The sequence below is a fragment of the Ensifer sp. ENS02 genome (assembly GCF_014851885.1).
Lineage (GTDB): Bacteria > Pseudomonadota > Alphaproteobacteria > Rhizobiales > Rhizobiaceae > Ensifer > Ensifer adhaerens.
This window is the reverse complement of record NZ_JACVAO010000010.1, coordinates 77,447-97,308: the sequence shown is the minus strand read 5'-3', so window position 1 is coordinate 97,308 and position 19,862 is coordinate 77,447. Positions and strand designations below refer to the sequence as shown.

Sequence of the window (19,862 nt, the reverse complement as noted above, 5' to 3'; positions counted from 1 at the left end):
CATAGACCGACATCGTGGCCATTCATTGATCCAGCGATGTTCCGCGCCACTCCTTACCGCAGTTCGAGGAGGAAATAGGTGGTTGGGCCGAAGGGCCCATTGTTGGAGAGCCGGAAGGCGACGTCGCCCGTGCCTTGCGCTACCGGCGCATGCACCTTGCCGTCGAGGCCCACGGGCGAAACGCTCCAGTTCTTTGCGGTTCGCGCCAACGTCAGATCGACATAGCCTTCACGCACCCGAACCGGCAGCCGCCCAAAGTCCTCGATCACCTTCTCCTCGGTGTCGCGAAACGCCATGCCGGTGTTTTGTGCATCCGTCGCAAAGATCAGCAGTAGGCGCCGGCCCCTTGCGAGCCCTCCATCCGCATCGAGCGCCGAGAGCGCAACGAGCCCATTGCCATCGGCCCGCTCGACCCTGAGCAGGCCAAGATCGATCGGCTCTCGCAGCGTCGAGAAGGCGGCTGCCTCCGTTTTGTCGGTGACGACGCGCAATTGTCCGGCAAAGCGGTTCAACAGGATCTCGCCGGTGCTGCTCTGGTAAATGCCGGTATCGATGCTGGTACCGTTTTCATCAGAAAGCGCGCCGCTTTGGCGCAGGCTGCCGAGTATCCCTTCGCTGTCTTGCTGGCGCGGTTGCTTCACCGCCGGCACATCGCCGAGCCGGTTCACGTCTTCAAGACCGATCCGCCCGACCAACGCCAGGTCCGTCAGGCGTTCCGGTTCGCGGGCCTGCATGTCGTCGGAAAGATCCTCCTCGCCACGTACCGCAAACGGGACGGTGACGGCTGAGGTCGCCACGTCGCCGCGGCGGTAGAGAAGCGCCGACAGCGTCTCGCCGGCGCGCGCGACGGGATCGAGCGCGATGGCATAAGGCAGCATCGCCTTCTTGTGCGGGAACGGCTCGCCGTAGGAAAGAACGATCGGGCCATGGCCATGTCGGCAAAGCGCGTCCCAGCCTTGCAGCGCCGCATAGGCCGGCATCGCCAGCCCGGCCTCGTAGCGGTAGCGGTTCCAGAACAGATGATCATATTCGCTGACGAGGAACGGCCGGTCGAGCCAGCGCGTTGCCGCGATCATGCGGATATAGTTAACACCGTCGGCGATCGAGCTGACCTGCGTCGTCTTGCTTCCCGGGGCGTAGCCGCTGACCCAGTCGTGATATGTATTCATGGTCACGGCTTCGAGGCCGCGGCGGCTGAGCGACGCCTGCACCGTCGGCCAGTTGTTGTAGTTGCTGATCAAGCCGCGGTAGCCGAGCCTGCGGAGCACCTCGCTCATGCGCGCGGTCGTGGCCTCTTCCGTCTCGGTGAAGAAGGCCTGCAGGTCGCGCAGCCGCGGAGCAGGGACGTAGCGGTCCGCCGGCAGCGCCACGGATCTCGCCTCGATCGTCTCGTCCGGGCGGAGGTCAGGCCACGCCTTGGCGAGCGCCTCGGTCGATCCGTAGCGTTTGGCGAGCCACACGTTGAACGGCTTGGCAAGCTGCGGATCATAGGGCGGCTTGCCCGGCCGATCGTGCACGACGGTGTCGAACTCCATGCCGTTCTCGTTGGCGAGAATGACGACCGCCAGCGCATCGTCGCGGATTGGCGCCACGCCCGTGTAGGGGTTCACGCGCCCGAGGATCATCTCCTGCATGCGCTTCCAGTGGTCGAACGCCCGCTCGTCGACAAACAGCTCGAGCTTGAGGTTACCGCCATCGTCCCAGCGATCGTCAAAACCGCCATAAACGCCGCGCAGCGACGAGAGGCCGTCCATCATCCAGTAGATGCCGTTCTTCTTCAGCGCCGCCAGCAGGTAGTGGACACGGTCGAGCGTCTCGGGGTCGAAATCGAAGTCGCGGTCCCGGCCGAACATCAGGCTGCCATCAACGAAATGCAGCCGGGCGAGATTGTAGCCGCGCATCGCCAGCTGTCGGGCGTAGCGGTCAGCCGTTTCGTGATCTGGAAACCCGCCGGAGGCTGGGCTCCAGGCAAGCGATGCGCAGAGCATGCGCTCCGGCTTGTCCGGCGACTTCGCGAAGGCAAGCCGCCCGCCGGCACCGGCGACCAGGCGGTGATCCGCATCGATCGTGCCGTTCGGCAGGAAAGACGAAAAATCGAGAGGGCTGCCAGCCTCGAACTCGAGGGAAATTTCCCGCACGGCAAGCCACTGGTCCGATGCCTGCGCCGGCGAGCAGACAGCAGCAAGCGCTGCCGCGGCTACCAGCAATGGCCGCCGCATCATGCCGGGGCCCCGAGCAGCTTGCTTTCGATCGGCGCGTCAGGCTTTCGGCGCGCCCGGAAGAAGCCGACCGGCAGCGCCGCTGCATGGAAGAACCAGGCGACGACGGTATAAAGCCCCATGCTGAAACCGCCTTTGCGCAGGCTCATCAGTCCGACCACGCCGGCAAGGATCGCAAGAACGATGCCGAGCGCAAGGAGTTTGTCGGGCACGAAGAGCAGGATCGCAAGCGACGCCGCCCACCAGAGATAGACCAGCGCCCAAAGCTTGAGCTCCGGCAGCTCTCTGATGAGCTGGAGGAAATAGGGCTGGCCGAGCGAGGCGCGCAGCAGTTCTCCGATGCCGAACAGATACTTGCTCTTCCAGCGGCGTACGAGTAGGCGATAGGAATTGTCGGTGTGTCCGAAATGCTGGACGAAGCGTCGGTCGAGGCGATGCAGCTTAAAGCCGGCACTTCTGAGCCGGATGCCGAGGTCGAACTCCTCATAACCGTGCAGATTACGGTCCGACAGGTAACCGACCGCCTCGATCGCCACCCGGCGATAGAGGCCGCCGCCATTCATGCGGTCGATCGCGCCGATCCGGTTTTCTGGGGAATTGCGTGTGACCCGGCGGGAAAATTCAAGGTTTGAGGTCAGCATCTCCTGGACATGGCCGGTGACACCAGCCACATCGGGGTCGTCGGCGAGGAACGCTTCCGCCACTTCGAGGAAATCGTCGTCCAGCAACATGTCGCCATCGAGCAGGCAGATATGCGCGTGGCGCGAGTATTGGAAGCCGAGTTGCGGGCCGATGCCGCAGCTCGGAAGTGCCGGCGGGCTGATCTGTGCAATCACGACCGGATAGCGCGAGGCGATCTTCACCGTCCTGTCCCTGGAGCCGCTGTCGGCGACGATGACCTCGCCGCCAACGGTTTCGAGCGCCTTCAGCGCGCTTTCAATGGTCGCGGCGATGCGCTTTTCTTCGTTCAGCGTCTTGATGATGACGGATACTGCCACGCGATCCCCCAGTCTCGACGGAGCGCAGGCCTGCTCCGGTTGCCGCCGATCTTATCGGCGATATTTTGCGTTTTGGTTTACCGCCCCAGCAGTCGCAGCAGCGGCAAGCGAAAGCGATGAAGGAACCAGCCGCCAAAGACGCCGCAGGCGCCGCCAAGAAGCTTGACCATCACATCCGTTACGCGTGCGTGGCGATCGGCCGAAACCATCTGCAGCAGCTCGAAGCCGATGGCCGTCGCAAAGACCAGAACCAGCACGAGCCCCAGCCGCCTCGGATAGGCGATCGCGAACAGCAGGCCCAGCAGGCCGAAGGCACCGAACCGTTCGAGATGGACCAGGTGCCCGATGCGGGGCCGCAGGTCGAGCGGCGACATCGTCGAATAGGCGATCACGGCAAAGAGGATCCATGCGAAGAGGCTGGCGGCGCGTTTGATAGTCATTGTCGGCTTGTCTTCCAGGAGGCGTGCGAGGCACGGCAATCATCGAACGATCGGCGACGGCGCCTGCGCGTTCATCGCGTTGCGGGGGCGCGGTCGCATTTTTGAGGAGAGCGGTGCGTGGTGAACGCACGGGGCAAGCTCCGGCCGGCGACACGGCGGACGCGAACGTCCGGCTATTTCGCCAGCAACGCGCTATACACCGCCGCGGTCCTTTGTGCCACATTTGTCCAGCTATAGGCGGCTTCCGCGTGCGCCGCACGCTCGCGCACCTCCTCGTCGCTGAGCGGGGCTGCGAGTTTTTCCACGATACCGGACGCCAACGCGTCGATGTCGCCCAACGGGAAATACTCGTCGGGCGCAAGCTCCATCTCCTGATTGGCGACGATATCGCTTGCAAGGACCGGCAGCCCGTAGGCCATCGCCTCAAGCAGCGCAATCGGCATGCCTTCGTGGCTGGACGGCAACACGAAAAGGGCGGCATTGTCGAAGAGTTCCGCCAGCCTGTCGCCTGTCTGAAAGCCGGTGAGCACGACGCCCGGCACGTCGCGCGCAAGCGCCCTCACCTCCTTGACGTAGGGCGTTTCGAATTCAGCGCCGCCGGCAAGAACGAGCTTCGTATCGGCCAAGTCGCACTTGGCAAAAGCGCGGATGAGATCGAGCTGTCGCTTTTCCGGAACCAGCCGGGCAGCGAGCAGGATATAGCGCCGCCGTTCCAGGCCGAACTCCGCGAGAATGCCGGCCTCGCCGGTCGGCGGAGTGACCTGGACGCCGTTCGGGACCAGCGTCATGGAGACATGGTGCCGGGCATGCATCGTCTCGGCGATGTCCTTCGAGATCGCCACACGTCCGTTCGAGAACCGCATGCCGAGGCGCTCTCCGAGCTTCAGCGTGCGCCTGGCGAAACCGCCCCATTTCTGCCGGTCATAGTCGTAGCCATGGTGGGTCACCACGACCTTGAGCCCAAGCATGCGCGCAAGCGGCGTCATCAGCGCGGGGCCGATGGCATGAATGTGCAGGACATCCGGGCGCCGCCAGGCGGCGAGCCAGACACCGAGGAAGGTATGTACAATGGCTTCCAACGCCATGCGGCGCGGTGCCCAGAGAGGGACGACGTCGACGCCGTTCCAGGCGTAGGCGTTACGATCCTCCAGATAGCGACGACGTCCGACCACCTCGACGTCCCAGCCGTATCCGAGCAGCTTGCTCGCCAGCATTTCGACGTGCTTCTCGACGCCGCCCTGAACGTTGGGGATGCCGCGCAAGCCCAGCATCATCACGCGCTTGCGCTCGCCGCGCGCGGCCAGCGCGCCGCTCTGAACGGGATGGCCATGCTGCCGGCCTGCGAGCGCGGCGCCATGCCGAGGCAGCCGGCCGGCTCCGTCCGACAGTCCGGTCTGCACCATCTCCTGCGCAATCACCGGCTGTTGCTGGCGATGACTTCGCGAAACATCAGGCTTTCTGCTCATGTGTCGCCTCGAAGGTTGCCCGTTCCGTTTACTAGGGCGATATACTTAATCATCGCCAAGATATTTCATTCACCCCTTATATAAATGACCGAAAACCATAGGGCGAGCCCAGGTTACTACAAATTGTATCGTAACGTTAATGCCGGACGAGATCAGACCGCTCCCAGCCTGGAGTAGAGGTCGACCGTTCTTTCACGATAGGCGGCCGCGGAGAACTCACTCGCGATCCAGTGTCGACCCGAAGCACCCATCGCAGCGCGTTCGGCAACTGGCAGACCGGCCATCGTCGAGAGCACGCGGGCGAGATCATCGGCATCGCCCGAAATCGCGGTCATGCCCGTCTCACCCTCGCGGATCATTTCAGGAATGCCGCCGATCGAGGCGCCGATTACCGGTCGCCCCAAAGCATAGGCTTCAAGCACGCTGATCGGCGCGTTCTCGTACCATTCGGAAGGCAGAACCAGCGCCCGGGATTCTCCGATCAGACGATGCAGGGACTGGCCTGAGAGATAGCCGGCAAAGGTCACGTCGGCGCCGGTTTGCGCAACCAACTGGCGCAGCATCGCTTCCTCGGGGCCGGTTCCGGCGATCACCAGCCGTTGGCCCGATGTGGCCGCCGCGCGGATCAGCGTCGCCAACCCCTTCTCCGGGGCCAGGCGTCCGGCAAAGACGAAATAGTCGCCCTCGACCCAGTCGGCCGAATAGACGTCGACATCGACGAAGTTCGGGATATGGACCATCTGTTCGCGCGGCCAGCCCCACTCGACCAGCTTCTCGACATAGAATTTGCTCGGCACGACGATGCGGTCCACCTTGTTGCGGTAGAGACCGAGCGCACGGTGGACCATGGTTTCAGCGAGCACGACCGCGCTCAGCGTCGTCTCCCCCTTGATGCAGCGATGACGCAAGACGTTGTAGATATGCCCGCCGCGACAGTCCTCGCAGACGGCACCGTCACGCAGCATCTTGTAGGAGGGACATGCGAGCTTCAGATCGTGGGCGGTCATGACGACCGGAATGCCGGCCGCCTTCAGCGTCGAGAAGATCGCGGGCGAAAGATGATGGTAGACGTTGTGCGCATGGGCGACGGAGGGCCGAGCGCGCTCGATCAGCCGGCTGACGTTCTTCTGCGCTTCGCGCGAGTAGATGACGCTCGCCGCCTGTACCACCTTGCGCAGGAGGTTGGTACGCCGACCATACTCGATCTCGGAGACGAAATACTCGGACCATGGCGAGGCTTCGTTATCCTCGTGCTGCATGGCGAAGGGCACCACGTCCCAGCCGATGTCCGAGAACATCTTCATGTGGTGGAAAAAGACCGCCTCCGCGCCGCCACGGCGATAGAAGTAATTGTTGATGGCGAGCAGCCTGTTGCCGCCGTTTCCCTGCCGCGACATGCGTCCTCCTACCAGCCGAGCCTGTCGAGCGCCTGCTCGACCGGCAACACGACACAGCCCTTCTCAACCGCGTAGCGAACCAGGTTCTCGAAGGTCTCGGGCGTGCAGCCATAGGGCGTCGGGCGCGCGGCGATGTCGTGGGTGAAAAACACGAGCCAGCCAGGCCGATCGACGACATCGTCGATCCAGCCCGTGAGCGCCTGCGCGTCCGTCTCCGGCTGCCGGATCTCGACGGCCTTCAGCATCAGCGGATCGACGGCCGTGCGGTTGATGCCCTCGCCGGCCGCGCGGCAGGTGCGGTAGCGGCGCGCCAACTCCCGGCGCGCCAGCGGCCAGGCGGCGTTGTAGGGAAAGGCAAAGTTGGTCGCGGCCGGGCCGACGCCGCTTTGCCTGAGATAGGCGGCATTGCGGTCGAGATCCCGGGCAAGCCCACTTCCGCCCAAACGCCTGATCTTGCTATGGGAATAGGTGTGGCAGCCGACCTCGTGACCCCGGTAGGCGAGATCCGCGCAGCCCTCGGACGAGATCAGGGTGCGATCCGTTTCGACGCGCCCCGCAAGCCCCCCGGCGATGTAGAACGTTCCGCGCACGCTGTGACGTTCGAGAATAGCGGCGCCATTGTGAAGTGCTGTGTCCGGCACGTCGTCGAAGGTGAAGGACACGAGCGGCGCGTCGGTTATGACATCACGGGGTTTCGACGCGAGACGCCAGATCAGCCGGTTGGCGACGCGGTCGACAAGGCCGTCGACCCTCGACAGAGCCTGTGAAAAACTAGGCATGCGCCACCATCCTTTGTGCAAGCGGGCGTGGTTCGGATGCAAGCGCTGCCGAGGACTGCAGGCGCAAACCGCAAATCGCGAAAAGCAAGGTAAACCACAGCACATTCGGACCATCGAAGAAGAAGGCCTCAAGGCTGGCGCTGTAGATCGAATAGAGCCAGATCCGCAGGAACAGCCGCGTGAGGTCGCTGTGCTGCCGGGCCGGTGGAATGCGCGAGATATGATAGAGCGGGAGCACCACCAGCCAAAGCAGCGTCAGGATCAACCCCGGAATGCCGATGACGAGAAGCGTCTCGAGATAGGAATTGTGCGCATGGGCCGCGCGAACCGCCCAGGTCTCGATGCCGCCGCCGCTGAACACCACTTCCTCGGTCTGCCAGAAGGCCTTGAAGCCTCGCCCGATAAACGGCTGTTCGGCGATCACCGAAAAGGCGAAGCGCCAGACATCGGCCCGGTTCGTGAAGGTCGCGTCGATGCCGAGCGACGAGACGAATTCGCCGAGCGGCCGGAAGACGGCCGACCCGACGGCGAAAAGGTTGAACAGGGCCACACCGCCGATCGCGATCGGGATGCGCAGCAAGCGTACATGTTCGAAGAGCCACGCCAGAAGCAGAATGCCCGGCAACATCGCCGTCGAGGTCTTTCCTCCCGTATGGATGAGGAAGAAGAAGGCCAGACTAACAATGGTCAGGCCGACAAGCTTCGACCACCGGCGCAGGACGTACAGGCCGAGAAACGAGGCAAGCACCATGGCGACCGCCGCTTCGTTCTTGTGACGGAAATGGCCACGCCACAGCCCTGCATGCATCGGCTCCAACACTTCGTTGGCCTGGTGAATGGACAGAAGCGGCTTGAACAGGACGCCGTAATAGGCAACCGCGAGCATGATGAGCGTCGAGACCGCCAGCATCTTGGCGAAGTGCCGCTCGTTGGCCGGCAGCAGCAGATAGACGTTGGCGTTGACCGCAACCATCGTCGTCAGGATGATCGCCTTGATGCCGTTGGCCGGATGAGCGGAGACCTGGCAGGCAAAGAGCACCCACAAAAGCAGGATCGCAAGCAGCACCCGCGGCTGCATAAGCCCACGCCGCATCGGATGCAGCACACCGTAGCAGGAGGCGCCTGCAAACAGCAGCAGTGCCACGATCTGGTTCAGCCGGCTGGAATTGTCGCCGCCCGGTTCCAGCAGACTTTCCTTGGTCAGGTCGACGAAGGAATGAAAGGGGATCCAGTAGTAGATGGAAATGGCCAGGAACAGGAAGGTCCCGACGCGGACCCTCAAGGTTTCTGCAGAATTGGCCGGGCTGCCGCTGAGATCGGGCACGATGGCCGTCCTCTCACGGCGCCAGGGGCTGCGGACGACGGATGTATCTCCACAGACCGAGGGCAAGCGCGAGGGATATGCCGAGAATAATCCCCAGGAAACCGCCGCCGGCAACCAGAACCACGGTGCGCGGCGGCCAGCTGCGCGCATTCGGCGGCAAGGCGCGCGAGATCACGCGAACATTGGTCGTGTCGATCTGCTGGCGTTCGGTGATCTGCTGGGCGCGCGCCAGGTGGGTCTCATAGATGGCAGCCTTGGCGCGCGCGTCCCTTTCGAGGTCTCGCAGCTGCACCTGGGCTTCGTTGTCGGAGAACACGTTCGACTTCTCGTCGCTCGCCTTGGCGCGCAAGGCCGAAAAGGCCTGCTGCTCCCGGTCCATGTCCGCCTTGGCGCGATCGAGGATGCGGCGCGCCTCATCGGCCATGGCCGATTCCAGGTTCGCACGCTCCGAGCGCGCATTGACGAGGCGGGGATGGCGCTCCCCATAGGTGCGCTGCATGGACGCGATCTGCTGCTGCAGCACGTTGTACTGCTCTCGCAGGTTCGTCATGTTGACGGATTCAAACTCGGATGCACTTGCGGTCCGCCCCTGTGTTATCGCGTCGTTCATCTGCCGGTAGCGGGTATCGGCCTGGATGAAGCGCTGTTGGGCGTCGAGAACCTGGGTGTTGAGTTCGTTCGAAAGCTGATTGCTCACGAGCTGGCCGTCATTGGTCGACTGCAGCCCGTTCTTGCGGCGGAAATCCTCGACCGCGCGCTCGGATTCGGTGACGTTGTGGCGCAACTCGTCGAGCCGGGCGTTGAGGCTCTGCGCGACGCGACCGGCGCTCTCGGCGGCGGACTGAAACAGCTCCTGCTCGAAAGCCGCGACGATCGCATCCGACAGCGTCACCGCTTTCGCAGGCTCTTCGCTCCAGACCTTCATCACCACCACGAAGGAACGCTCTTCGCGCCGGGCTTCCACCCGCTCCGACAAGGCCCGCATGGCAGCAAGCTCGTTTCCGGCCTGCTGCTCCGCCTTCGTCGAGAAGAGGTTCTTCAGCGAACTGAAGGCCGAGGGCTTCACGAATTCCGGGTCCTCGGTGAGGCGCATCTGGGTGATCACCCGCGACAGCACATTGCGCGACGTCAGGATACGCAGCTTGCTTTCCACTTCCAGCAACTGCGCATCGCGCTGCGGATTGGTGGTGAAGACGTCATCGCTGACGACATTGAGGTTGGACGGATCGACGACGATATCGGTGTAGACCGTATAGCGGGGCGTCGCCGTCATCGCATAGGCGAGCGCGGCACCCACACACAGGACGAGCGCCAGCACTATCCAGATGAGCCCGTCGCGCAACCAGCCGATGATATCGTCGACGCCGATCCGGCTGAGGCCGCTCAACCCGGGAAAATAGCTATCGCGAGGCGCGCCGGCCGCACTGGACACGGGCGGTACCAAGTCAGCCGGATGGGGCGAGGCTTTCGGAATATCTCTGGATTGATGCTGGACTTCGGCGGGCCGGTCTGTTGCCGAACCGTCAGCGCCAGACTTCGCTTCGTGAAGGTCTGACGAGAGCAGATCGAGCAGCGAGCCTCTTTCGACCGGTGCACGCTGCTCGCGTGCCGGTTGGCTGGCCCCCTGTTTTCCGGCCTCGTCCGGCCTATACATAAGCATCCCTCACGCACGCCCATCAAGACGCGAAGATCGTGACCCCGCGAGCCGCCTTCTAGCGCAGAATTAAGGTTGTACGGTGAATATTCCGTTAAACGGCAGGATTGCCGCTTAACCCATCGCTTCAGAAGTCGGTCAACAACCGGCTCCAGCTCTCCGATGCCAGACCGCCCACATAGATATCGTTGCGCTGGGCCGCGTCTTTCAGATCCGCATGCCGCGTCACCATGCAGAAATAGCCGCGATGGTGGAAGGACAGCCATCTCTGGCGCGAGATCGCATTCATGAGGAACGGCTGCGAGCTGCCGACGGCGAGCGCGTAACCCTCGGCGTCAAGCGCATGGAACATCTGTGCGGTGACGGCGAACTCACGGCCGGCCTCGCAGACGACGTTGAGCACCGTTGCCCGCTCGCCGGCCTTGCCGAAGTAGAGATAAGCGCCGATGACGCGCCCGCTTTCATCCCGGACCTCGCGGCAGAGAAGCTCGCCGAGCGGCGTGTTCAGTCGCGCGACCGTCACCAGCCAGTCGAATTCGCTGCGCGACCAGACCGGCCTGACGGAAAAACGCTGCAGCATGGGTTCTGCGAGATCGATGAAGGCAGCAGGATCAATGGCGTGCGTCGTGCAGCCGGCAACGGGATCGGGCTTGGTGCGCGGGCGGCGGCGGCGCAAAAGCCGATCGGCAAGCGCAAGCGGCTTGGAAAGCATCGGGGATCTGAGCAGGCGCACTTGCCTGCCAACCGTCAGCCCCCAGGCTCTGAACGGACGGAAGGAGCGGCGCCAGTCGAGGCTCTGGATCGGCAGCACGACGCCACCACCAGCGACCCAGTGATCGGCGCTGACCGGAGACGAGTTGTCGGAAAAACACATGTCTTGCCGTGTCGCACGCATGGCGCGCGCCAGGCAGGCGGCGCCGACCGCACCGGCCTTGCCCTCGGACATGAAGGCGCAGAGAAGTTTCGCCACCGTTCGGCGGCCGTTGACCGTGAACTCCATGGGAATCGCTAGAATGGCGCTGCCGATGCCGCCGGTCCCGTCGTCGTAGACGATGCTGCCGTGTTCCGGCGCATAAAGCGGGCTGCCGAAGAAGATGGTCTCGACATAATTCTGAAGCTCCGCGCTCGCCTCTTGCTCCCGCTTGCGAAAGATCCGGGTGAACATGCTGCTGACGGCTGGGATATCCCGGGGTTCCATGGCGCGCACATTGCCCATCCGGGGCATTTCCCGTCCGGACGACCGTGCGGCCTGGATCTTCCCGAGCTCAACCTCCATGCACCACCCCCGTCGACAGGGAGGCCGCGCCGGCCTGTTCCCGATCGCGCCGCACGAAGCGCAGGAAGACCGCCCATGAGACGATCACCATCGCGGTCTCGATCACGTAGAAGGAAATAAACGTGCCTGTCGGCGGTGCGTACCAGGTCGCCCAGGCGGTGAGTGCCGCACCAAGCACGCTGCCAAGGCCCATGACCGAAGCGCGCGCCGGATGGTGGCCGGACGCACCAAGGGCCTCCATCGCCACCGACCACATGGCGAGCGGCACCACGACCCAGCACAGGATGCGAACGAAGGAAACGAGGGAGACGTAGTCCTTGCCGAAGAGATAGGGCAGCACCGGCGCCAGCACGAAAACGGCGACGGCTGCGGCAATGCTGATCGAGGTGGCCGCGAACAGAACCTTGCGCACGCGCTCGAAGGCGTGGTGCAGGCCGGCTGCCGTTGCCTTTGCCGAACCCGGATAGATCAGCCGGTTCAAGGCCTCAACCGACAGATAGCTGCTCTCCAGCATGCGCCGCGCGACGCTGTAGCTGGACATGACCTCGGCGCTCGCCACGAGGCTCAGGACTAGAAGGTCGGCGTTCTGCCGGACGGCGCGCAGGATGAACGGGATGCTGAAATAGAGACCGAGCGGCAGCTCTTCCCGCACTATGCCATAGGTCGGGCGTCCCAACCCCTTGACCGCTCGCCAGCAGCCGAGGGCCACGATTACATGGCATACGAACTGCCACACAGCCCAGGAGGCCACCGTCGCGACCCCGAAGGCGATGCAGGCAAGCGCTGCAGCTATGGTGCGCGCCAGGGCGAAACCGACGACCACCTTGTTGGCCGAGGCAAAATTCGAATGCGCAAGAAAGATCTGCTCCGCCAGCACGATGACCCGCACGAAGATGATGTTGGTCACGAGCATCAAGGTGATCACCGCGACATTGGCCGCGGGATCGGGCGAAAGCGTGAAGAAGAACGGCAACACCGCTGCGCCGAGCAACACCAGCAGCACGCCACTGATCGAGGTCAGAATGATGTTGTGGCCGAGCATCTGCGGGTACATGCCCCGGTCGCGCGCGACACGGCGCACCAGGCACTCCATCGCGCCGAGACCACAAAGGTGAACCGCGATGTTGGCAACGGCCGTTATTGCGACGAAGACACTGAATTCATGCACGCCGAGAAAGCGCGCGAGGATCGCAAAGGTCAGAAGCTGCGCAGCCGAGCCAATGACAAGGCTGCCGCCGGATGCAGCATAGGATATGATCATCGAGAGGAACGGTTTGTGCGCGCGTTCCTTCACACCTTCCGAAGCCATTCCGATCTGCCCTTGATCTCAACCCGTCATTGTTACGCGCAAAAAGCGTTCAATGACAGCGAGCACCCGCCTCTGATCACGCGCAAGGTAACAGGCAGAAATGATTGCGCGGTTAACGTGCTCGCGGCAATTGTATTTCAGCTTCCGTTTACTCAATTGCACTAGGCTGCGGTCCGCACGTCTACAGAGTTTTCCAGCGACATGAGGAGTGGCCGTGGCGCAAAACGACAGCAATCAGACCGACCGACCGACCGAAGACCGGGCCGCAACACTGCACCGCTTCATGGGTGTCGAACTGGAACTTGCGCCCGACGTCCTGGTTCCTCGGGAAGAAACAGAGCTTCTTGGAAAAAGAGCCGTATCGATCCTTGAAGGCGGCCCCCTCGACGTCACCATCATCGACATGTGCTGCGGTTCCGGCAACCTCGCCGTTGGTGTCGCCAGCGAGATCCCGTCGGCGCGTGTCTGGGGCGCGGACCTGACGGACAGCACCGTGGCGCTTGCCCGCCGCAACGTCGATCGGCTCGGCCTCGGCTCGCGCGTCTTTGTCCGGCAGGGCGATCTTTTCGCGGCGCTCGAAGGCGACGATCTCCAGGGCAAGATCGACATGGTGGTCTGCAATCCACCCTATATCTCGACCGGCCGGCTGGAGGGGGACCGCGCGCATCTGCTCGACAACGAGCCGCGCGAGGCCTTCGACGGAGGCCCCTACGGCATTTCCATACACCAGCGCCTGATCCGGGACGCGCTTGCCTTCCTGAAACCAGGAGGCTGGCTGTTGTTCGAGTTCGGCGAGGGCCAGGAGCGGCAGGCGGCTGCACTTCTCTCACGGGCGAAAGCCTATGCACCGGTCACCTTCGCATCCGACCGTGACGGCAAGCCGCGCGTCGCCATCGTCCAGAAAATCGCCGGCCCGGCAGAGGCCGGCGCCGGAGAGCAGGCCCGATGAGCGAAATCCGTTCGCTAGACCACGCGGACGTTCCAGCGGTCGCCGGAATGTTCCAGCGGGTGTTCCGTGACGAGCGGACCGCTTCGCCAGCACTTGCCGACTATATGCGGCAACTCTATCTCGACGGGCCAGGCTGCGATCCGGAAATCAGACCTCTCGTGCATGTGAACGACGAGGGTCGGATTACCGGCTTCGTCGGCGTCAACGCGCTGCCGATGACACTGAACGGCCGGCACTTGCGCGCCGCGATCTGCGGATCGCTGATGGCGGAAGACCGGGAAAGCGACCCCTTGGCCGGAGCGCGCCTCATGAAGGCCTTCCTCGCCGGTCCGCAGGATCTATCCTTCAGTGAGACAGCAAGCGAAGTCTCTGTGCAGATGTGGTCGCGGCTTCGGGGCGTGGTCCTGCCGCAATACAGCCTCGACTGGGTGCGCGTCATCCGTCCGGCGACCTTTAGCCTGAGCGTCGCCTCGAACCGCATCAAGCCCGCCCGGCTCGCCGCCCCCTTCGCGCGCGCACTCGACAGGTTCTATCGCAAGCGCATGGGCCAGGGCGAGCAGCGCTGGTCCGCCCTGCCCGAGGCGGGGGCGGCACCGGCCGGCTTCACCGCGACCGAGACGGACCGCAGCGGCTTTGCGGCCGTCGTCGACCAGTTCACCGCGCCGTTTCCGCTTCGCCCCGAATGGAGTGACGGCCAGCTCGATCACGTCCTTGCCGATGCCGAAAAGAAGCCCGAGCAGGGCGAACTCGCCTACGCGCTGGTGACGGCGCGCACGGGCGCCGTAGTCGGTGCATTCGCCTACTACGTCAAAGCCGGTGAAATCGGTCGGGTATTGCAGATCCTGGCGCGGCCAGGGCAGGCCGGGCCGGTCATTGACTGCCTGGTCGACGAGGCGTCGAGACGTGGCCTTGCGGGTTTGCGCGGGCGCACGCAACCGGCGCTGATGGAAGCCATGCTCGGCCGACGCATCGCCTTCGTGCACGTCGCCTCGACCGTTGTGCATTCGCGCGACCAGACCATTGTCGAAGCCTGCCGCGACGGACAGGGCTTCTTCAACGGCATTTCCGGCGAATACTGGAGCCGGCTGATCGGCGGCAGCTTCGATTGACGATGGCCGGCGGTGCGGCCAGGCCTCAATAGCCGGCAATTTCCTCCACGGGCTGCACCAGTTGCGGCCCGAGATGCAGGTAGCGCGTCGCCTTGCGCTTGGCGGCGATATCCGCCCAGACCCTTTCGACCTGGACCACGGTCAAGCCGGCCGCCTTGGCGACGGCCTCGATCTCGATCCCGTGATTGAGGCCATAAAGGCAGAGGTCCATGCGGTCGTAAGGCAGGGAGAAATAGAACTCCTCCTGCGTCTGTTCCAGAGAATAGGTGTCGGTCGTCGGCGGGCGACGGCAAACTTCCGCGGGAACGCCGAGATGGGCGGCAAGCGCATAGACCTGCGACTTATAGAGATGGGCGATCGGCTTTACGTCGGCGGCGCCGTCGCCGTTCTTGACGAAGAAGCCCTGGTCGTATTCCAGCCGGTTGGGCGTGCCGAGTACGGCAAAGTTCAACCGGTCGGCATGGTAGTACTCGACCTGCTTGCGAGTTCGCTGCTTCATGTTGGTGGCCGCAACGACGCCGAGATAGACCGAGGGCGGCATGCGATGTTTCGATTGCACGCCTTCCGGGCTCTGAACGACCAGCGAGGAGATGTTGTAGCCTTCTCCCTCAAGCGCGTTGGCGATGACGACCTTCGAGGCCCACCCGTCGCCATAGTCCGGAACCAGTTCCCGGATGAAGGCGTCGCGGCGCTCGTAGCAGCCCATGGCCTTGAGGGTCGGCCCGATGTCTTCGACGATCGCCGCGACGCCGAAGGTTTCAGCGACCAGCCGGCCGAAGCGCAGGCTTTCCGGATCGGAGTCGTTTTCCGGCATGAACAGGCAGAAGACGTTCTTGGCGCCGACCGCGCGCACCGCAAGCGCCACGGAAACGCTGGAGTCGATGCCGCCCGAAAGCCCGAGCACCAGACCGCGCTTCTTCATGGAGCGCAACTGTCCGCGCAAGGCGGAAACGATGCGATCGGTCTCGGCCGCGTGGTCGATCGTCAGGGTTTCGGCCGAAAACGGGCCATTGCCCCCGGTTGTTCTGATGTTCATTGTGCAGGCTCCATCGTCTCGGCGGCAAGTCGGCGGCTGACCTTGCCGGTATCCGTCTTCGGCAGTTCGGTGCGGAATTCGATGATCTTCGGCACCATGAAATCTTCGAGGTGGCGGGTGCAGTGGCGGATGATGTCCTTGTCGGTCAAGTCAGGATCCGTGCGCACCACAAGGGCAGCGATCGCGTGGCCGAGAACCGGATCCGGCATGCCGATGACGACGGCCTCGGCAATGCCGGGATGGGCATGGAGCACGGTCTCGACTTCCTTGGGCGCGACCTTCTCGCCGCGGGTCTTGATGATATCGTCCTTGCGGCCGACGAAATAGAGAAAGCCCTCTTCGTCCGTCTGGAAAAGGTCGCCCGTATAGAGCACCTTCTCCCAAGGGTTCGGCCCGGGCCGCAGCATGCGCTCGGTCGCCACGTCGTTGCGCCAGTAGCCCTGCATTACATGCGGCCCGCGGATGACGAGTTCGCCGGGAACGCCCGGCGGCACGCGGCTGCCCTCGTCGTCGACGACGAAGGCTTCCGTGTTGGGGATGGCAATGCCGACGGAGCCCGGCCGGCGATCCAGTTCCTCCGGCGGCAGGTAGGTGCAGCGCTTGCACTCCGTAAGCCCGTACATCGAATAGAGCCGTGCGCCCGGGAAAAGCTCGCGCAGGCGGGCGATATGCGGCGGCGGCAGGGCGGCGGCGGTGTTGGAGAGGTAGCGCAGGCTCGGCAGGAAACCCGGCTCCAGGTCGCGCATCTGCAGGATCATCGCCGCCATCGTCGGCACCAGCGGGAAGCCGGTGACGCCCTCCTCGCGAATACGCTCGAAGATCGCATGCGGGAACGCGAAGGACTTTTCGAGCACCAGCGTCGCCCCGAGCCTGATCGCCATCAGCAACTGGTAGAGGCCATAGTCGAAAGCGAGCGGCAGCACGTTGAGGATGATGTCGTCGTGCTCGTTGCGCAGATAGGTGGTGATCGATTCCGACGCCGCATCGATGTTGCGGTGGGTCATCATCACGCCCTTCGGGCGGCCGGTCGACCCCGATGTGTAGATGAGCATCGCCAGATCGACGTCAATGCCGCCATGCGGCACCGGCGTCGCCTCCGCCGACAGGCAACCCTCGAAGGGCACCGCGCCGGCAGGCGACTGGCCATTGGGCGCCGCGGTCGATGCGATGAAGATATCCGCCTTGCCGCTGCTCTGCGCCCGGGCGTCAGCCACCACCGGCATCAACTTGGCCTGCGTCAGGATCGCAGCCGCCTCGCAGTCGTCGATGATGTAGGCGAGCTTGTCGGCCTTGGTCGAGGCGTTGATCGGACTGAAGGTCGCGCCCGCCTTCAGGATCGCAAAGATCGAAACGGCCGCCTCCCAGCAATTGTCCATGAACACGAGGACGCGGTCGTTGCGCTTGACGCCTGCCTTTGCCAACGCGGCCGCCAGCCGGCTCGACAGATCGTCGAACTCGCCGTAGCTGAGGCGCTTGCGATCGGTGACCAGCGCCGTCTTGGCCGCATGCCTTGCCGCATTGCCGATGAGAAACTGCTCGAACCGCATGGAACGCCCTCGGGTCTTGGTTAGGCCGTGGCCGGCACTCCGGCCTTTGCCTCGATGAAGGCCGAGATGCGCGCGAGCGAATCGAGGTTCGCCGGCACGATGTCTGCGTCGGCCATGGCGATGCCGAACTGGTCTTCGATGAAGGCGACGAGTTCCAGAACGCCGGTCGAGTCGATGATATCGTTCTCGATCAGAGAGGCACCGTCGGCGAGATCGTACGAGGTATCGCCAAACAGGAAGTTCTCGATGACAAAGGCCCTGACCTTGTCCTTGATGGTTTCCGTCATTTCATTTCCTTTCCCAATGGATTTCAGGCCGCTTGAGCGGCGCGGATGCTGGTGCCGGTAAAGGTCTGCAGCCAGAGCTGCGTCGACAGGATGCCGACGAAGGCGGCATTGTCCCTAAAGCCGGTGGTTGGTTGCGACTGGCATTTCTCGTAGAGCTTGTTCACGGCCTTGGCGTTGAACAGACCGCTGTCGCCGATGCGTGTCTCGCTCATGGCATCGCGAACGTATTCCAGTTCGCCGGCGCCGGTGAAGGAATGGCTGTCGGGCGCGCGGTAGGGCTGCTTCGTGCGCTGACCGATGGTCGGCGGAAGCAGGTCCTTCGTCGCTTCGCGCAGGATGTGTTTTTCCACCAGCCCCTTCAGTTTCATTTCCGGCGGCAGACGCGTCGCGAACTCGACGAGGCGGTGGTCCAGGAACGGGAAGCGTCCTTCGATCCCGTGCGCCATGGCCATGCGGTCGCCCTGGCTGGAGAGAATGTAGCCGGGCAGAAGGAAACGGCTTTCGAGATACTGCGCCTGGTGCAGCGGATGCCAGCGACCGAAGGCAGCGGGAAGCCGGCTCGCCAGATCTTCGGCCGCGTCGTAGTCCTTCAGCGTGGCGCGCAGGTCAGGAGAAAAGAAGATCTTGGTCGCGGCCGTGCTTTTGAACCGCGGGCGGTGCGAGAACAGCGGGTCGTCGAGCGGCACGTCGCCGGCGCCGAAGAAGGCGGCGAGATATTCCGCCGATTGCTGCTGCAGGCCCGGCAGATAGGGGTAGAGCTTGCGGAACAGGTGCGGCCGGATTCGCGAGCCGGACTGGCGGCCGCAGAAGCGGCGCACCCGCGACTCCTTGAAGATATCGTATCCGGCGAAGACCTCGTCGGCGCCCTCGCCCGTCAGCACGACCTTCAATCCCTGCTCGCGCACGAGACCCGAGAGCTGGTAAAGCGGGGCGGGTGCCGTGCGGATAATCGGACGTTCGGCGAAACGGACGACCTGCGGAAAGACCTTCGCGATGTCGCCGGCACGACAGGCGACCGCGCTATGATGCGTGCCGAGCGCCTTCGCCATTTCCATCTGGAAGGCGCTCTCGTCGTGTTCGACGCTATCAAACGTCACGGAAAACGTGCGCAGACCCTGCGGCGCCATTCCGGCCGCAAGCGCCGAGACGATGGAGCTGTCGAGCCCGCCCGAGAGATAGGATCCGACGGTCACGTCGGCCCGCATGCGGATCCGGGTCGCATCGGTAAGAAGGGCGCGTAGTTCCTCGGCCGCGCTACGCTCATTGGCAAACAGCGGCGGCGCGTCGTGGTCCGGATAGTCGAGTTGCCAATAGGGGCGGATCGACGACTTGCCCTTCTCGACGATCATCAGGTGAGCCGGCTCGAGCTCGTGAATGCCACGAAAGCCGGTCCGCGGCGCGATCGGCGCCCAAAGGGTAAAAATCTGGTCGAGCGCAACGGGATCGAGTTCGGCGGAAATGCCGGGGACCTGGAGCAGCGCCTTGATTTCGGAGGCGAAATAAAATGTCCCGGCATGGGTCGTGTAAAACAACGGGCGCACGCCCATGCGATCGCGCGCCAACACCATGCGCTGACGGCGTCTATCCCAGATCGCGAAGGAGAAATCGCCGTTGAGGACGGACAGGCAGTCCTCACCCATCACGGCGTAGAGATGCAGGATGACCTCGGTGTCGCTCGCGGTGCGGAACCGCCGCCCCTTGGCGCGCAGTTCCTCGCGCAATTCGACGTAGTTGAAGATCTCGCCGTTGAAGGCGATCGAAAGGTCGCCGGTTTCGTCGGACATCGGCTGCTGGCCGTCGCCGAGACCGACGATCGACAGCCTTACATGGGCGAGCCCGGCCTCCGGTGCGGCAAGAACGCCGTTTTCGTCCGGGCCACGATGCGCGATCGCAGAGGCCATCCTTTTGAGAAGGATTTCCGCATCCGGGGCCGACCCGAAATAGCCACCGTAACCGCACATGCCGAGATACTTTCACACCGTTCGATCACTGCCGGACCATAAACCGCATGACGGAATCATGGGTTAATCTCCGGCATTTTCTAGTTGTATGGTAAATACCGCCGTTCAGGC

General features: G+C 63.7%; 16 protein-coding genes. 2 read left to right on the top strand and 14 right to left on the bottom strand.

Features of this window, described 5'->3' with window-relative positions; genetic code table 11:
* Positions 1 to 53: 53 nt before the first annotated feature.
* The 10 genes from IB262_RS21945 to IB262_RS21900 all read right to left on the bottom strand — a co-directional run bounded on the left by IB262_RS21945 (position 54) and on the right by IB262_RS21900 (position 12,862).
* Positions 54 to 2,219: a hypothetical protein gene (locus IB262_RS21945; RefSeq protein WP_060601574.1), complete on the bottom strand. Its 2,166-nt coding sequence runs from the start codon at positions 2,217 to 2,219 to the stop codon at positions 54 to 56.
* Positions 2,219 to 3,217, bottom strand: a complete 999-nt coding sequence (locus IB262_RS21940; protein WP_192493779.1) for a glycosyltransferase — start codon at positions 3,215 to 3,217, stop codon at positions 2,219 to 2,221. Before IB262_RS21940 ends, IB262_RS21945 begins: the two co-directional genes overlap by 1 nt.
* Before the next feature lie 77 nt (positions 3,218 to 3,294).
* Positions 3,295 to 3,657 carry a VanZ family protein gene (locus tag IB262_RS21935; protein WP_034799228.1) on the bottom strand — a complete coding sequence of 121 codons (363 nt, stop codon included), beginning with the start codon at positions 3,655 to 3,657 and terminating at the stop codon, positions 3,295 to 3,297.
* 173 nt (positions 3,658 to 3,830) lie between these two features.
* Positions 3,831 to 4,931, bottom strand: a complete 1,101-nt coding sequence (locus IB262_RS21930) for a glycosyltransferase family 4 protein (protein ID WP_034799732.1) — start codon at positions 4,929 to 4,931, stop codon at positions 3,831 to 3,833.
* A gap of 344 nt (positions 4,932 to 5,275) precedes the next feature.
* Positions 5,276 to 6,520, bottom strand: a complete 1,245-nt coding sequence (locus tag IB262_RS21925) for a glycosyltransferase family 4 protein (protein ID WP_192493778.1) — start codon at positions 6,518 to 6,520, stop codon at positions 5,276 to 5,278.
* Positions 6,521 to 6,528: 8 nt separating this feature from the next.
* Positions 6,529 to 7,299 carry a polysaccharide deacetylase family protein gene (locus tag IB262_RS21920; RefSeq protein WP_060601519.1) on the bottom strand — a complete coding sequence of 257 codons (771 nt, stop codon included), beginning with the start codon at positions 7,297 to 7,299 and terminating at the stop codon, positions 6,529 to 6,531.
* A complete protein-coding gene (locus IB262_RS21915) occupies positions 7,292 to 8,623 on the bottom strand; it encodes an O-antigen ligase (RefSeq protein WP_192493777.1) in 1,332 nt (443 codons plus the stop codon). The genes IB262_RS21920 and IB262_RS21915 overlap by 8 nt, the downstream gene beginning before the upstream one ends.
* Before the next feature lie 13 nt (positions 8,624 to 8,636).
* The gene (locus IB262_RS21910; RefSeq protein WP_060601525.1) at positions 8,637 to 10,277 is read right to left on the bottom strand and encodes a GumC family protein; all 1,641 of its coding nucleotides are present in this window, start codon (positions 10,275 to 10,277) and stop codon (positions 8,637 to 8,639) included.
* A gap of 127 nt (positions 10,278 to 10,404) precedes the next feature.
* On the bottom strand, positions 10,405 to 11,553 hold the full coding sequence (locus IB262_RS21905; protein WP_089043725.1) for a GNAT family N-acetyltransferase: 1,149 nt from the start codon (positions 11,551 to 11,553) through the stop codon (positions 10,405 to 10,407).
* On the bottom strand, positions 11,543 to 12,862 hold the full coding sequence (locus IB262_RS21900; protein WP_089043724.1) for a lipopolysaccharide biosynthesis protein: 1,320 nt from the start codon (positions 12,860 to 12,862) through the stop codon (positions 11,543 to 11,545). Before IB262_RS21900 ends, IB262_RS21905 begins: the two co-directional genes overlap by 11 nt.
* Before the next feature lie 283 nt (positions 12,863 to 13,145).
* Between IB262_RS21900 and IB262_RS21895 the strand changes: the two genes are divergently transcribed.
* Complete coding sequence (locus IB262_RS21895; RefSeq protein WP_083523544.1) at positions 13,146 to 13,811, top strand: HemK/PrmC family methyltransferase; 666 nt, start codon at positions 13,146 to 13,148, stop codon at positions 13,809 to 13,811.
* The gene (locus IB262_RS21890; protein ID WP_060601533.1) at positions 13,808 to 14,920 is read left to right on the top strand and encodes a hypothetical protein; all 1,113 of its coding nucleotides are present in this window, start codon (positions 13,808 to 13,810) and stop codon (positions 14,918 to 14,920) included. The genes IB262_RS21895 and IB262_RS21890 overlap by 4 nt, the downstream gene beginning before the upstream one ends.
* A 25-nt stretch (positions 14,921 to 14,945) precedes the next feature.
* Here the strand turns inward: IB262_RS21890 and nadE are convergent, their stop codons facing one another.
* From nadE to asnB, 4 genes are read right to left on the bottom strand one after another with little or no spacing between them, the layout of a single operon-like run.
* Positions 14,946 to 15,956 (bottom strand): NAD(+) synthase, encoded by a 1,011-nt coding sequence (nadE, locus tag IB262_RS21885; protein ID WP_060521765.1) that lies wholly within the window; start codon positions 15,954 to 15,956, stop codon positions 14,946 to 14,948.
* Positions 15,953 to 17,503 (bottom strand): AMP-binding protein, encoded by a 1,551-nt coding sequence (locus IB262_RS21880; RefSeq protein WP_060601535.1) that lies wholly within the window; start codon positions 17,501 to 17,503, stop codon positions 15,953 to 15,955. The genes nadE and IB262_RS21880 overlap by 4 nt, the downstream gene beginning before the upstream one ends.
* Positions 17,504 to 17,523: 20 nt before the next feature.
* Positions 17,524 to 17,790, bottom strand: a complete 267-nt coding sequence (locus tag IB262_RS21875; RefSeq protein WP_034799210.1) for an acyl carrier protein — start codon at positions 17,788 to 17,790, stop codon at positions 17,524 to 17,526.
* Positions 17,791 to 17,813: 23 nt separating this feature from the next.
* Positions 17,814 to 19,751, bottom strand: a complete 1,938-nt coding sequence (gene asnB / locus IB262_RS21870) for an asparagine synthase (glutamine-hydrolyzing) (protein ID WP_192493776.1) — start codon at positions 19,749 to 19,751, stop codon at positions 17,814 to 17,816.
* Positions 19,752 to 19,862: the final 111 nt, after the last annotated feature.